The organism is Streptomyces sp. SID8374, assembly GCF_009865135.1.
Classification (GTDB): domain Bacteria; phylum Actinomycetota; class Actinomycetes; order Streptomycetales; family Streptomycetaceae; genus Streptomyces.
Genome location: NZ_WWGH01000001.1, coordinates 4286210 through 4300565, shown reverse-complemented (window position 1 = coordinate 4300565; position 14356 = coordinate 4286210). Strand labels below are relative to the sequence as shown.

Genomic DNA, 14356 nt, shown 5'->3' with positions numbered 1-14356 from the left:
GCCGGTCCCGGAGGCATCGTCGGGATCCTCGCCTTCGCCGGCATCGTGGCGGCGCTCACGCAGACCCTGGTGGTGCCGCTGATCGCGCAGCTGCCGACGCTGTTCGACACCTCCGCGTCCAACGCCTCCTGGGTCATCACCGCCACCCTGCTGGCCGCCGCGGTGTCGACGCCCGTCGCCGGACGGCTCGGCGACATGTACGGCAAGCGGCGCATGCTGCTCGTCTCGCTCGTACCGCTGGTCCTCGGTTCGGTGGTCTGCGCCCTGTCCTCGTCCGTGGTCCCGATGATCGCCGGACGCGGCCTCCAGGGTCTCGGCATGGGCGTGGTGCCGCTCGGCATCAGCCTGCTGCGGGACGTCGTCCCGGCGAAGAAGCTCGGCCCGTCCATCGCGATCATGAGCGCGTCGATGGGCGTGGGCGGTGCGCTCGGCCTGCCGTTCGCCGCCGCCATCGCGGAGAACACCAGCTGGCGGGTGCTGTTCTGGGTGGTCGCCGTACTCGCCCTCGCCGTCGGCGCACTGATCCTGGCCCTGGTCCCCGGCGACCGCCCGGCCGGGGCGGGCACCCGCTTCGACCTGCCCGGCGCCATCGGCCTCGGCGCCGCCCTGATCTGCCTGCTGCTCGCCGTCTCCAAGGGCGCCGACTGGGGCTGGGGCAGCGCCACGACCCTCGCCCTCTTCGCCGCCGCGCTCGTCCTGCTGCCCGCCTGGGGCTGGTGGGAGCTGCGCCTGAGCGACCCGCTGGTCGACCTGCGCGTCACCGCCCGCCCGCAGGTCCTGATGACGAACACGGCCTCGATCCTGGTCGGCTTCGCGATGTACGCCCAGTCCCTCGTCGTCCCCCAGCTGCTCCAGCTCCCCGAGGCGACGGGCTACGGCCTCGGCCAGTCCATGCTGGCGATGGGCCTGTGGATGGCCCCGGCCGGACTGATGATGATGGCGATGTCCCCGCTCGGCGCCAAGCTCTCCACCGCCAAGGGCCCCAAGGTCACCCTGGCCGTCGGCAGCCTCCTCATCGCCGTCGGCTACGGCCTCTCCGTCCCCCTGATCGGCTCCGGCTCCCCGTGGAGCCTGCTGATCGTCACCCTCGTCTGCAACTCGGGCGTCGGCTTCGCCTACGGCGCCATGCCCGCCCTCATCATGAGCGCGGTCCCCCAGTCGGAGACCGCCTCGGCCAACAGCTTCAACGCCCTGATGCGCTCCATCGGCACATCGTTCGCGGCGGCCGTCATCGGCGTGGTCCTGGCCCGCATGACCACCGACTTCAGCGGCTTCCAGCTCGCCTCCGAGAACGGCTTCCGCGTCGCGATGCTGATCGGCTGCGGGGTGGGCCTGGCCGCGGCGGTGGTCGCGGCGCTCATCCCCGTACGCACGGCGAAGCCCCCGCTCGGGGAGGCCGCGGCCTCCCCGGACCCGGCGCCGGGGGTGGCGGCGGCGAACCCGGCGTAGAACCAGGCGTCGCACGACGGAGGGCGGTTCGACGAAGGGCCCTGGGCAGGCCGACCGCCCTCTGGGCCGCTCCCCCGGACCCTCCAGCCGGTATCCATTCGGTATCCGAAGGGATTTCGCTCGGACCCGATCTCCCCCATGATCGGTTTCGCAGGAAGCGCACAACACATGGACATGAAATACGCAGGGGGAAAAATGCGACACAAGCTGGCGGGAACGCTGGGGATTCTCGCGCTGGCGGCGATCCTCATCACCGGGGGAGCGGCCCACGCCGGTCTGAGTGAGGGACAGCACGGGGAGCGAACGGTTCTGGGCGACATCAACGGCCCGCGCGAGGCCGGTAACTGACGCACCCGGACAAGGCGGCTCCGCTCCCCGGCACGGGGAGCGGAGCCGCCTTTCGTGTCAGAGGCGCATGCGGCTGCCGCCCGGGACGCCCATGGCCTCGAAGTGCTCGTCCGCGCTCCGCCGGTGTTCCGCCGCCGAGGCGTGCTCCCCGGCTCCGTCCAGGGCCTGCGCCAGGCCGTCGAAGGCCCACGCCATCTGGATGCGGTACTCGCTCGCCGAGGCATGACGCAGGGCCCGGCCGTGCAGTTCCAGCGCCAGGTCGTGCTCGCCCCTGCGCCGGTGGACGAGACCGGCGACGTTCTCGATCTCGGACTTCCACGGCCGCGTCGCCAGGGGTTCGGCGAGGTCCAGGCCCGACCGCACGTAGGCGGGCGCCTGCTCACCGCGCCCATCGCGCTGGCAGATGTCGGCCGTGAGGATGTGGGTGAGCGCGAGGTTCCGGGGCGTCGCCTCCTCCTCCCCCAGTTCGAGGGCCTGGTCCAGCGCCGCGAGCGCCTCCGGGAGATTGCCGCCGGACAGGTGGGCGATGGCCAGGTCGTTCAACGCGCCGGCCCGGTGCATCCCGTGGTTCACCTGCTGGTTCAGCCGCAAGGACCGTTCGGCGGCGACCACCGCGTCGTCTGCCCGCCCCAGCCAGGTGTACACGGAGCTGAGGTTGCACAGCGCGATGGTCTCCTCCATGACCTCCCCCGTCTCCCTCAGCAGGGCGACGGCACGCTCCATGGCGCGCCGCCCTTCGTCGAGGCGCCCCAGGGCGCAGTAGGCCCAGCCCACCTGCGCCAGGTAGATGCCCTCGTCCTGCCGGTCGTTCTCCGACCTGACGAGTTCGAGCCCCGCCTCACCGCACTCCGCCGCGCTCCGGAACTCCCCGCGCATCGAGTGGCCCGCGATCAGGTTCCGCAGACTGAACCCCTCCGCGACGCGGTCGCCCGCCAGGCGGGCCGCGTGGAGACCGGCCTCCCCGGTCTCCCGGTACCCCACGATGTCGCCCCGCTGGTGGAACTGGAACACCGTGTTGCGGGCGAGGTAGGCGGCCTGGCGGGGGAAGCCCCGCTCGCTGCCGAGGGTCACGGCCGCCTGGAGGGCGCGCAGCTCCCGGTCGAACCACTTCCCGGCCTCGGCGGGGCTCCCCAGGGGCGGCAGCTCCGGCGGCTCTCCGGCGGCCACGGCCGCGTACTCCACCCGGCCGGGGAACAGCGTCCGGCAGGCCCGGTCCGACGCCGCGAGGTAGTAGTCGATCAGGCCTCCCAGCGCGGCATACCGCTCCTCCTCCCGCGTCGTCAGCCACGGCCCCCGGGCGAAGCTGCGGACCAGGTCGTGGAAGGAGTACACGCCCATGCAGGTCTGCCGGAGCAGATGCACGTCCAGCAGCGCTTCCAGCATGGCCTCGGCGTCCTGGGGGCTCATGCCGAACAGGGCGGCCGCCGCGTGCACGTCGATGTCGGTGCCGGGGTGCAGCCCCAGCAGGCGGAAGGCGCGCCGCTGGCCCGGTTCCAGCACCTGGTAGGAGATCTGGATGGTGGTGGCCACGCTGCGTTCGCTGGAGCAGAGCTCCTTGAGGAGGCGGGACTCGTCGTGGAGTCTGCCCACGAAGTACTGCAACGTCCAGTGCGGCCGGTTCCGCAGCCGGGCGGTGGCGATGCGCAGGGCGAGCGGCAGATGCCCGCACAGCTGCGCGAGAGCGCGGGCCGCCCTCGGCTCGGCGGCCACCCGTGCCTCGCCCAGCGTCCGGGTCAGCATCAGCGCGCTCTGCTCGGGCTCCATGCTGCCGAGGGAGAGCCACCGGGCGCCGTCGAGATCCAGCAGGCGGACCCGGCCGACGACGATGACCAGCCCGTGCGACATGCCGGACAGCAGGGGCCGCACCTGGGCGGTGTCGGCGGCGTTGTCGAGGATCAGCAGAATCCGCCGGCCCGCGGTCCACGCCCGCCACAGCGCGAACCGCTCCCGGTCGTCGTCGGGGATCTGCGCGTCCGAGACCCCCAGCTGCCGCAGCAGGGCGTCGGCCACGGCGGCGGGCTGGAGGGGCTGCTCGCCCGGGGTGAAGCCGAACAGGTCGATGTAGAGCAGGCCGTCGGGGTAGTCGTCGGCGAGCCGGTAGGCGGCGTGCACGGCGAGCGTCGACTTGCCCGCGCCTCCCATGCCGTCCACCCCCACGATCCCGGTACGCCCGGCGGAGCTCATCTCCAGCAACTGGGCCAGCTCCCGTTCCCGGCCGGTGAAGTCCGACAGGTCGTACGGGAGGGAGCGGGGCGCCGGGACCCCGGTGCCGGGCGTCGCGCGGGCCGGGGCCCGGGGAGCGGGTGACCGGACCGCGGGCACCGGGCCGAGGAGTTCGGGGCTGCCCCGCAGGATGTCCTCGTGCAGGCGGGCCAGTTCCGCGCCCGGGTCGATGCCGAGCTCCTCGACGAGCAGCTCCCGCACCCGCCCGTACTCGGCGAGGGCCTCCGCCTGCTGGCCAGATCGGTAGAGGGCCAGGATGAGCCGGCCCCGCAGCCGTTCCCGCAGCGGGTGCTCGGCGACGGCCTCACGCAACGCGCCGACCAGCTCACCGCTCTCGCCTGCCTCCAGCCGCAGTTCGAAGAACTGCTCGGTGGCGGCGATCCGGTGCTCCGCCAGGGCAGTGGCGGCCGCGTCGATCACGGGACCCCCGTGACCGCACATCACCCCTCCGCGCCACAGCGCCAGAGCCGCGCCCAGCTTCTCCACCGCGTCGGCCGACCGCCCCCCGGCGACATCCGCCGCGGCATCCCGCACGTTCTGCCGGAACGCGTCCAGGTCGAGTTGGCCGGGCGCGATGTCGGCCCGGTATCCGGCCCCTTCGGTGACGACGTACTCGGCTCCCCGGGGGAGGCGGCGCCGCAGATCGGCGACCGTCTTGCGGATCTGCTGGACGGCGGTGGCCGGGGGCGCGTCCCCCCAGACCGCCTCGATCAGCCGGGGGACCGTCACCACTCGCCCGGCCTCCAGCAGCAGCATCGTCAGCACCCGCTCCTGAGTCGGCCCCCCGAGCCTGATGCGCTGCTTTTCCTGCCAACACTCCAATGAGCCAAGGATGTTGAACCTAATCGCGTCTTCGGCTATTTCCGTCATCCTGCCGAGACCCCCCTCTCAAGGACATTGCCCCAGGTTAGGGAGCGTGACCGGCAGATTCTAGGCCGATCCCGATCGGCTTCGGTACCGGTCCGGAACGCAGTCGGTATCGCCCTGGCAAAGACTCCGGTGCAACGACGGGACACGCCCGCCGGCGCACCCTTCGAACCCCCCATGGCCTTTGCCGGAAAGAGCGAGCTGACATGAGCGTCTATATGCGCCGAAACTTCCTCCTCAGCTTCCTGGCATCCTTTATTTCCCTGTTCGGCTCAAAGCTGCTGATGATCTCCTATGCCGCTTACGTGTTCCGGGAAACCGGCAGTGCGACGCTTTCGGCGATCGTCTTCGCTGCCGACTGGATCGCCAACCTGTTCGTCGGAATTTTCGCCGCGCAGTACATCGACCGGCAGAACGCCAAGACGCTGCTCATCAGACTGAATATCGCCGCCGCGGGCGTCACCCTGCTCTTCCTGGGATTCCTCGCCCCCGACATGTTCGTCGGAGCGGTCGTCCTCATCTTCGTGCGGTCCCTGCTGAAGAGCGCCGTCAGCAACGCCCGGGTCAAGGCACTGGTCCAGTTCTTCGACAAGCGGGAGACCGACCTGTACTCCCCGGTCTTCAATTCCAGCCTCCCGCTGGCGCTGGCACTGGCCGGAGCGGTGGGCGTCTTCATCCTGAAGTACGTCGGTTTCACGGCCGTCGTCTGGATCGACGCGGGCGCCTTCGTGGTGGCGGCGGTCATGATGATGTTCGTCCGCCCGAACCAGGAGCGTATGGACGAGTCCCTGCGCATGGCCCGCACGGCGGGCGGGGGCGGCAGTCTCTCCGGGGCGCGGGGCGCGCTTTCCCTGATGGCACGTGAGGACACCGTCGGAACAGCCGTCTTCTACATCGTGCTGTCGGTGACCGCTTTCCAGGCTACGTACGAATCCCTGATCACGGTCATTCCCGAAGTCTGGTTCCACTGGGGCGAGTCGGGCACCGCCCTGTTCTTCACCTTCGAATCGGTCAGCATCATGGCCGGCATCTTCGTCTACCAGTTCTTCAACCGCCGCGGGAAAATCACCCCGGCGAACGAGAACGCCGTGAACCTGACGGCTGTCGCCCTGGCCGCCCTGTGCTATCTGGCCATGCCGAGCGCGAGCGGGAACATCCACCTCAGCGTGGCCCTGTTCTCGGTGATGGTGCTCTGCGGCGAGGTCGTCTGGGTCCACCAGTTCAAGCTGATGATCGCCCGCACCCCCGACTCCCAGGTCTCCTCCGTCGTGGGCGTGCAGACCGCGATCGGCTACAGCCTGATGGCCGTCTTCGCCTTCGTCTTCGCCCGTGGCATGGACGGCATCGGCATCACTCAGGCCATCTACGCCGATGTCGCCCTCATCGTGGCCCTGGTCGTGGGCTGGGAGTTCCTGCGCAGGCGCCGGCAGAGCCGCCGTCAGGCCACCGCCCCCACCGCCCAGCCCGTTCCGGTCGAAGCGCCGGCCGCCCAGTGAAGAGAGAGACGCCCTCCATGCCGAACGCCAAGCCACCGGCCTTCGTCCTGCTCGAACTCCTCAACCACATGGTCCTCGTCGCCCGGGAGGCCAAGCGCCGGGGCTTCCACGTGATCGCCCTGAACCAGGGCCCCCTGCTCACCGAAGGCCCCTTCGCCGTACCGGAAGGCGTGGTCGACGAAGTCGTCGCGGTCACCACCTGGACCGACACCGCGGAGGTCGGCCGCCTACTCGACGACGTACTCGACCGGTACGAAGTGGCCGGCACCTACACCGCCTTCGAGGGGGCCCTGCGCCCCGAAGCCGTCCTCCGGGAGCGCTCCGGTCTGCCCACCAGCACGGCCGCCACGGTGACCCGGGTCCTGGACAAGGCGCTGGTACGCGGCGCCCTCCACGCCGAAGGCCTCACCGAACTCCGCTCCACCACCCTCGACAAGGCGCTGACCTGGGACAGCTGGGGCTTCGACGGGCCGGCCGTCCTCAAACCGGCGAACGGCACCGGCTCCGCTCTCTGCCACACCGTCGCCTCACTGGACGAACTCCGTTCGGCAGCCGAGGAGACCGCCTCCGTGACCGTGACGAACCCGCTGATGAGCGAGTACATCCAGGCGCACGGCGCATTCGTCCTGGAGGAGCGGGCGGAGGGCGAGCTGGTCTCGGTGGAGTCCCTGGTCCACGAGGGCGAGGTCCACATCGTCGGGATCACCGGCCGCTACGTCTCCGCCCTCGACCCGGTAGTCGAACTCGGCGTGTGCTTCCCGTACGCGCATCCGCGCCACACAGAGATCGTCGACCGGGTGACCGCCTTCCACCGGGCGCTGGGCCTCACCCACGGCCCGACCCACGTCGAGGTCATGGTGCCCGAGGAAGGGCCCGTGGAACTGATCGACTTCAACCCGCGCACCGCGGGCGTCGGCGCGGTCGTCTGCATCGGCAACGCATACGGCACCGACTACGCCGTCCCGCTCACCGACCTCGCCTGCGGAATCCGCCCCGACCTGGCCTTCCTGGACCGGACCCCGCGCAACTCGGCCGACCTGCTCCTCCTGCCGCCGCCGGGGGCCGCCGTCATGACGGACCTGTCCTTCCCCGACGGCACCGAGTACGGCCGCGCCACCAAACCCTTCGGGCAGCCCCTGAGCGGCCGCGCCGACCAGCTGGACGTGGTCGCCATGGTCGTCGTCACCGCGGACTCGCCCGAAGAGCTGCACCGCCGGACGCGGGAGGTCCGCAGGACCACCGTCTTCAACGGCGAACCGCTCGGCGACAACCCCAACAACCGCGTCATCGCTCCACGCCACCGAGGAACCCGCACCAGCACACAAGGAGACAACCGCGCATGACCCTCACCGACGAGACCGGTCCGCAGACGCAGCAGGGCACCCCCCTCGACCCCGAGCACCTTTTCGCGCGGCACTTCGCCCGGTTCACCGGCGAAACCCTCACCGGCCTCCAGGAGCGGTTCCGCGACGAGCACATCGTGCCGCTGCGCGGCTTCTGCCCGCCCGAGCTGCTCCGCCCGCTCCAGGACGAGGCGGCCGGCATCATGGACGGCCACGGGGTGGACCGTAAGTTCAGCTTCGACATCACCGACGGAACCCCCCGGCAGATGACGACGGTCGGCCAGCCCGTCATCAAGGAGCACGGCCGGCTCATCCACGCCACGTACTTCTCCCCCGCGGTCAAGGAACTGCTGGGCCAGGTGGTCGGCGAGGAGGTGTTCACCTGCCCGTACGCCGGCGAGCACTACGTGATCAGCCGGCTCGGCAAGAACGGCGACACCCACGGCTGGCACTGGGACGACTACACCTACGGTTTCATCCTGGTGCTCCAGGCACCCGACTACCGCGACGGCGGCTTCGTCCAGGCCGTCCCGCACACCTCCTGGGACAAACAGAACCCCGACGTGCACGGCGCCCTGCTCAAGAGCCAGGTCCGCTCGTACGCCTTCGAGGCCGGCGACGCCTACGTGGTCAAGACCGACACCACGATGCACCGGGTCTACCCCATCCGCGGGGAGACGAGCCGCACCATCGTCAACATGACGTGGGCGAGCGGCGCCGACCTCGACCGCGACATCACCCACGAGACCAACGACGTGCTGTTCGGAGGCGTCGGTGCGTAACTCCGCCAACACCCACGAGACCGTCCTGACCGGCGGTGAACCCCGCGAGTCCATGCGGGTCCTGCCCGCCTTCGTGCAGCCCTACCTCACCTGGGTGACCGGTGTCCCGCTCAAGGGGGGCAAGCAGCTCATACCGTGGAGCCCGCTCAAGGCCGGTCTGCTCGGGACCGCGCAGATCGCCGCGGGCATCGCGCTCGGCGCCCACGCCCTGCACCCCTTCACCGCCTGGTCGCCGGTACTGCTGCTGCTGGGCTGGCTGCTGACCGGCGGCGGCATGCGGCGCCTGGACGTGGTCGTGGTCCACCAGACGCTGCACCGCATGTTCACCAAGAAGGCCTGGAGCAACCGGCTCGTCGGCGAGCTCATCACCACGCTCTTCTGGCGCACCCCCTACGACGAGAACCGCAAGGAGCACCTGGCCCACCACGCCTTCCCCTGCTCCATGAAGGACGGCGACACCCGCTACCTGCTGTCGACCGGGATGCGCCCGGGGATGACGCGGTCCCAGTTCCGCCGCTACCTGTGGGGCGCCCTGTTCTCCCCGCGCCACCACGCCCGGTTCCTCTTCAACCGGATCACGTCCAACTTCATCGGCGTGAAGCCGCGTTACCGCCTGGCGATGTCCCTGGCCTACCTCGCCGCCACCGCCACCTTCATCACCCTCACCGGCTGGTGGCAGGAGTGGCTGGTGCTGTGGCTGGTCCCGGCCTCGGTCTTCTTCCAGGCGTGCACCTACCTCTACACGATGACCGAGCACCGCTGGTGGCTCTTCGGCAACCAGGAACGGCTCCCCCGCGACCAGCGCGACCTGCTCACCTTCGGCCGCTTCTGCGGAGAGGCCGTCCCGGCCGACTCGGTCACCGGCGTCCGCCGGGCGGGAGCGTGGGCGAAGTGGACGTTCCGGATGCTGGTCGTCCACTCCTCGTACCGCATGTTCGTCCTCGTCGGCGACACCGTCCAGCACGATCTGCACCACGTCATGCCGGCCTGCGACTGGGCCAACTCCCCCTGGATCCGGGCGGACGACCAGGACAACCGGCCCGAGCGCTACACCGAGGTATGGGGCTCGCTCGCCGACCACCTCCAGGCCGCCGGACAGGTGGAGGGCGACCAGACGGGTCTGCCCGAGGACGTCACGCCCACCCCGTGGGAGAAATCCGTACCGGTCGCCACGGGGGCTGTCACCCCTGACGGCCGCACAGTGAAAGGCCGCTTGTGACCGACGTACTGGTGATCGACGGCACGGGACGCGGGCATGCGATCTGCGATCTGTTCGTGCGCACCGACCCCTCCGTGACCGTGTATTACGGCCCCGGCTGCGATGTCCTGACCGACGAGCGCATCGTCCCGGTCCCCCGGATCCAGGTCGACGACCCCTCGACCGCCCTGGCGTTCCTCGCGGACCACCCGGTGGAGTTCGTCCTCGTCTCCCACGTCGACGCGCTCTGCGCCGGGTACGTGGACACCCTGGCCGCCCACGGCCACCGGGTGATCGGCCCGTCGGCTGCCGCCGCCCAGCTGGAGGCCAGCAAGGAGCGCGGAAAGCGGTTCTGCGTGGACCACGGGCTGCCCACCGCCGAGTACGCCGCGTTCACCGACGAGCCGGCAGCCCGGGCCTACATCCGGGAACGCCCGTACGCCTGCGTGGTCAAGACCGACGGGCTCACCCCCGACGGGGACGGCGCCGTGGTCTGCGACACGGCCGCCGAGGCCGAAGCCGCGGTGGCCGCCTTCGCCGCCGCACAGGGCGAAGCGCTCCAACTCGTCGTCGAGGAACGCCTCTACGGTCGCGAGATCTCCGTCTTCGCCCTCCTCGACGGCGAGGACTACCTGCTCTTCCCCACCGCCCTGGACTTCAAGCGGACCCTGGAGGGCGACGTCGGCAAGAACTGCGACGGCATGGGCTCCCTCGCCCCGCACCCCCAGTCCTCGCCGGCCCTGCTGGAACAGATCCGCCGCGACCTCGTCGAACCGTTCCTCCGCGGCGTCGCGGCGGAAGGCCTCTCGTACACGGGATTCGTCTACATCGGGGCGATGATCACCGACACGGGCCTCAAGGTCATCGAGATCAACGCCCGGTTCGGCGACTCCGAGGCCGAGGCCGTCCTCCCCGGAGTGCACAGCGACTTCACCGAGCTGTGCCGCGCCGTGCTCCGCCGCGACCTCGGTCGCAGTCTGCTGGTCACCGATGGCCAGGTGCGGTGCAGCATCGCCCTCACCCAGGGCTGCCTGGACCCGGCCGACTCCACGGCCGCACCCGGCTGGCCCTTCGGCACCTTCACCACCGGCCAGCCCGTACGGGGCCTCGACCCGGCCCCGGGCGACGACGCCCACCTCTTCTACGCCAACCTCCGCGCCGACGCGGAGGGGCGCCCGGTCACCAGCGGCGGCCGGGTCCTGCACGTGGTCGGCGCCGGCCGCACCCTCACCGAGGCGCGGGCCCAGGCCTACCGGCGTATCGGCTCCATCTCCTTCCCCGGCATGCGCCACCGCACCGACATCGGAGCCGCCTTCGAGGTCCGCTCCCCCCTCACCACCGGCGCCGCACCGGCCGTCGCGGAATCAGCGAGGTAACACCCATGACCACGCTCGTCCTGGACACCCCGGCGACTCCGTCCGTCTTCGAGACCGACGAGTCCGCCGTCCGCTCCTACTCACGCGCCTTCCCGGCCGTCTTCACCAGCGCCAAAGGCGACCTGCTCATCGGTGAGGACGGCACCCGGTACATCGACTTCCTCTCCGGTGCGGGCACCCTGAACTACGGCCACAACCCGGACGCGATCAAAGACGTACTGATCGAGTACCTCCAGGCCGACGGCCTCGTCCACGGCCTCGACCTCTCCACCTCGGCCAAGGCGGACTTCCTCCGGTCCCTGCGCAGCCACGTCCTGGAGCCGCGCGGCCTCGACTACAAGGTGCAGTTCACCAGCCCGTCCGGCACCAACGCCGTCGAGGCCGCACTGAAGGTGGCCCGGCTGGCCACCGGCCGTACCAACGTGATCGCCTTCGGCGGCGGCTTCCACGGCGTCAGCACCGGCTCCCTGGCCGCCACCGGATCCGCCTACTACCGGCAGGGCCTGGAGAACACCCTGCCCCAGGTCACCCACCTCCCCTACCCCGTCTCCCCGCTCGGCGCGTTCGACAGCCTGGACCTGCTGCGCCGCCACCTGGACGACCCCAGCTCGGGCGTCGACAAACCCGCCGCCGTCCTGCTGGAGACCGTGCAGGGCGAAGGCGGGGTGTGGGTGGCCCCCGTCGCCTTCCTCCAGGAGCTCCGCCACCTCTGCGACCGGCACGGCATCCTGCTGATCGTCGACGACATCCAGGCCGGCTGCGGCCGCACCGGCTCCTTCTTCTCCTTCGAACGCGCGGGCATCACCCCCGACCTGGTCACCCTCTCCAAGTCGATCGGGGGCTACGGCCTGCCGATGGCGATCGTGCTGATCAAACCGGAGTACGACATCTGGCGCCCCGGTCAGCACAACGGAACCTTCCGCGGCCACCAGCTCGCCTTCGTCGCGGCCGCCGCGGCCCTGCGCCACTACTGGGCCGACGACTCCTTCGTCCGCCAGGTCCGCACCAAGGCCGACCTCGTCGCCGACTTCCTGGACCGCCACATCGCCCAGCCCTACGGCGCCCAGGTCCGGGGCATCGGCCTGATCCACGCCGTGGAACTCGACCCGGCGCTGGGCGTCCAGGCGGCCGAGGTCTCCCGCCGCTGCTTCGAGAAGGGCCTGATCATCGAGGTCTGCGGACGCCGGGACGAGGTTCTCAAGCTCCTCCCGCCGCTCACCGTCAGCCAGATCAACCTCTCGGCCGGGCTCCGGACACTGGCCGACACCGTGGCCGAGCTCACCGCCGCGACCACCGGCGAGGTGGCCGCGTGAAGACCGCAGTCATCGTCTCCACCCGCGGGTTCGGCGTCTTCCGCCACGACCTCCTCGCCGATCCGGCCCAGGTGCGGCTGATCGGCATCTTCGCCGACCGCGACGCCGACAACCTCACCACCGAGCAGTTGGGCTGGTTCACCCAGGTCCACGTCGTCCCGTGCGGCCTGCCCGACCCCACACCCATGCTGTACTCGCTCGTCGACGCGCAGGCGTCACGCGAGGTCATCTCGGAGCTCCTGGCGGACACCTCGCCCGCCGACCTCACCGTCCACTGCTACGACGAGCAGAACATGACGGTCGCCGCCGAACTGCGCTCCCACTTCGGCCTCGACGGGCCCGGCTCCGCCGACATCCTGCCGTACCGCGACAAGTGCCTGATGAAGCAGCGGCTCCTCGAAGCGGGCATACGCGTCCCCCTCTTCGACGCGTTCGACCCGGAGCGCCACGCGGCGGATCCCGCCGCCTACTTCACCTCCGTCGTCGCCGAGGTCGGTCTCCCATTCATCCTCAAGCCGACCGACGCGGCCGCCTCCGAGGGCGTCCTCAAGATCACCGACAGCCGCCAGTTCACCGGACTGCCGTCGGACCTCGGCCGGGCCTACGAGTACGAGGAGTTCGTCGAAGGGACGATGTACAGCGTCAACATCGTCTCGGCCCAGGGGCGCACGGTCTTCGGCGGCGTCACCGAATACCTCGTCAACTCCCTCGAAGTGCCCGGGGGCAAGGTCAACGCCGACATCAACCTGATCGACTCCGATCCGCGCGTGGCCCGCATGGTCGCCTTCGCCGAACGCGCACTGGACGCGCTGGGCCGCCTCGACGGCGGCTCCCACCTGGAGCTGTTCCACACCCGGGACGACGAACTCGTCTTCCTGGAGGTCGGCGCCCGCTTCAAGGGCATGGCCGGTCTCGCCGCCATGCAGCGCAACTACGGCGTCGCCTTCGTCAACCTCGCCTTCGAGATCGAGTCCGGCGTGAAGAGCCACCCCTACGACGGCGAACAGATCTACTGCTTCGACGGCGTGGTGCCGAAGAAGCAGGGCGTCGTCAAGGAGCTGATCCACCCCGAACTGGAGAGCCGGGTCGACATGACCTGGAAGGTGGCGGTCGGCGAGGAGATCGAGAGCAGCAACTCCCTGTTGGCCAACGGCGGCACCTTCCTCGTCTCCAACAAGGATTACGAGGCCGCCTACCGCGACTTCCGCCGCCTCGCCGACTACCGGCCGATCGTGTACGCCGAACCGAGCCGCGTCCTGACCGTCCCGCCCGCCGCCCCCGAGAACGCCCACACGTACTTCCACGACCTCAGGCTCGCCTGCGAGACCGACCCGTACGACCTCCACCACGACCTGGAGGAGGGCGTACGCGGCCTCGTCGTCCTCGACGTACGGCGCACCGACGCCTACAGCGCCGAACATATCCGCGGCGCGCTCAGCCTCCCGCACCAGGACATCTCCCCCGCGACGGCCAAGTGGCTCGCCCCCGAGCCCCTCTACATCGCCTACGGCTGGGGGCCGGCCTGCAACGGCGCCACCCGCGCCGCCGCCCAGCTCTCGGCCCTCGGCTTCAAGGTGAAGGAGCTGCTGGGCGGCCTGGAGCACTGGAAGCGCGGCGGCTACCCCACGGAGCAGGGCGAACCGCGCTGACCGGCACGCGGGCGATGCGCCCGCCCCTCTCCCCCGGTGCTGCGACCGGCCGCGCACAGGCCGCCGGTCGCAGCACCGGGCTCCGTCCCGACTTCGAGGTATCCCGATGACCTATGTGATCGCAGCCCCCTGTGTCGACGTGAAGGACAAGGCCTGCCTGGACGAATGCCCGGTCGACTGCATCCAGGAGAACCCCCGGTCCCTGTACATCCAGCCCGATGAATGCGTGGACTGCGGGGCCTGCGAGCCGGTCTGCCCGGTCGACGCGATCTTCTACGAGGAGGACCTCCCCCCTCAGTGGGAGTCCTTCCG

Annotated in this window: 10 protein-coding genes and 1 pseudogene; 10 read left to right on the top strand and 1 reads right to left on the bottom strand. The window is 70.5% G+C overall.

Going from position 1 to position 14356, the window contains the following annotated elements:
- The first annotated feature begins 15 nt into the window (after positions 1-15).
- Positions 16-1449, top strand: coding sequence for an MFS transporter (locus GTY67_RS19045; RefSeq protein ID WP_161280169.1), 1434 nt, complete (start codon positions 16-18; stop codon positions 1447-1449).
- Positions 1450-1587: 138 nt separating this feature from the next.
- Positions 1588-1797: a hypothetical protein gene (locus GTY67_RS19040; protein WP_161279452.1), complete on the top strand. Its 210-nt coding sequence runs from the start codon at positions 1588-1590 to the stop codon at positions 1795-1797.
- A gap of 57 nt (positions 1798-1854) precedes the next feature.
- Here the strand turns inward: GTY67_RS19040 and GTY67_RS19035 are convergent, their stop codons facing one another.
- Positions 1855-4890, bottom strand: a complete 3036-nt coding sequence (locus GTY67_RS19035; RefSeq protein WP_161279451.1) for a BTAD domain-containing putative transcriptional regulator — start codon at positions 4888-4890, stop codon at positions 1855-1857.
- 203 nt (positions 4891-5093) lie between these two features.
- Here GTY67_RS19035 and GTY67_RS19030 point away from each other — a divergent pair, with 203 nt between their 5' ends.
- The 8 genes and pseudogenes from GTY67_RS19030 to fdxA all read left to right on the top strand — a co-directional run.
- Positions 5094-6383, top strand: a complete 1290-nt coding sequence (locus GTY67_RS19030; protein WP_161279450.1) for an MFS transporter — start codon at positions 5094-5096, stop codon at positions 6381-6383.
- A gap of 17 nt (positions 6384-6400) precedes the next feature.
- Positions 6401-7726, top strand: a complete 1326-nt coding sequence (locus GTY67_RS19025; protein WP_161279449.1) for an ATP-grasp domain-containing protein — start codon at positions 6401-6403, stop codon at positions 7724-7726.
- A complete protein-coding gene (locus GTY67_RS19020; protein WP_161279448.1) occupies positions 7723-8508 on the top strand; it encodes a hypothetical protein in 786 nt (261 codons plus the stop codon). Before GTY67_RS19025 ends, GTY67_RS19020 begins: the two co-directional genes overlap by 4 nt.
- Positions 8501-9727, top strand: coding sequence for a fatty acid desaturase (locus GTY67_RS19015; protein WP_161279447.1), 1227 nt, complete (start codon positions 8501-8503; stop codon positions 9725-9727). The genes GTY67_RS19020 and GTY67_RS19015 overlap by 8 nt, the downstream gene beginning before the upstream one ends.
- Complete coding sequence (purD, locus tag GTY67_RS19010; protein WP_161279446.1) at positions 9724-11082, top strand: phosphoribosylamine--glycine ligase; 1359 nt, start codon at positions 9724-9726, stop codon at positions 11080-11082. Before GTY67_RS19015 ends, purD begins: the two co-directional genes overlap by 4 nt.
- Before the next feature lie 5 nt (positions 11083-11087).
- Positions 11088-12395, top strand: coding sequence for a diaminobutyrate--2-oxoglutarate transaminase (gene ectB, locus GTY67_RS19005; RefSeq protein WP_161279445.1), 1308 nt, complete (start codon positions 11088-11090; stop codon positions 12393-12395).
- The gene (locus tag GTY67_RS19000; RefSeq protein ID WP_161279444.1) at positions 12392-14044 is read left to right on the top strand and encodes a rhodanese-like domain-containing protein; all 1653 of its coding nucleotides are present in this window, start codon (positions 12392-12394) and stop codon (positions 14042-14044) included. Before ectB ends, GTY67_RS19000 begins: the two co-directional genes overlap by 4 nt.
- A gap of 106 nt (positions 14045-14150) precedes the next feature.
- Positions 14151-14354: pseudogene (gene fdxA / locus GTY67_RS18995) on the top strand (ferredoxin); the annotation flags it as partial.
- Positions 14355-14356 lie beyond the last annotated feature (2 nt).

What these genes read in the sequence shown, in the direction of transcription:
- GTY67_RS19025 (WP_161279449.1), top strand. Translation starts at nt 6,401, where the DNA reads ATGCCGAACGCCAAGCCACCGGCCTTCGTCCTGCTCGAACTCCTCAAC.
- GTY67_RS19030 (WP_161279450.1), top strand. Translation starts at nt 5,094, where the DNA reads ATGAGCGTCTATATGCGCCGAAACTTCCTCCTCAGCTTCCTGGCATCC.
- GTY67_RS19020 (WP_161279448.1), top strand. Translation starts at nt 7,723, where the DNA reads ATGACCCTCACCGACGAGACCGGTCCGCAGACGCAGCAGGGCACCCCC.
- GTY67_RS19040 (WP_161279452.1), top strand. Translation starts at nt 1,588, where the DNA reads ATGATCGGTTTCGCAGGAAGCGCACAACACATGGACATGAAATACGCA.
- GTY67_RS19035 (WP_161279451.1), bottom strand. Translation starts at nt 4,890, where the DNA reads ATGACGGAAATAGCCGAAGACGCGATTAGGTTCAACATCCTTGGCTCA.
- ectB (WP_161279445.1), top strand. Translation starts at nt 11,088, where the DNA reads ATGACCACGCTCGTCCTGGACACCCCGGCGACTCCGTCCGTCTTCGAG.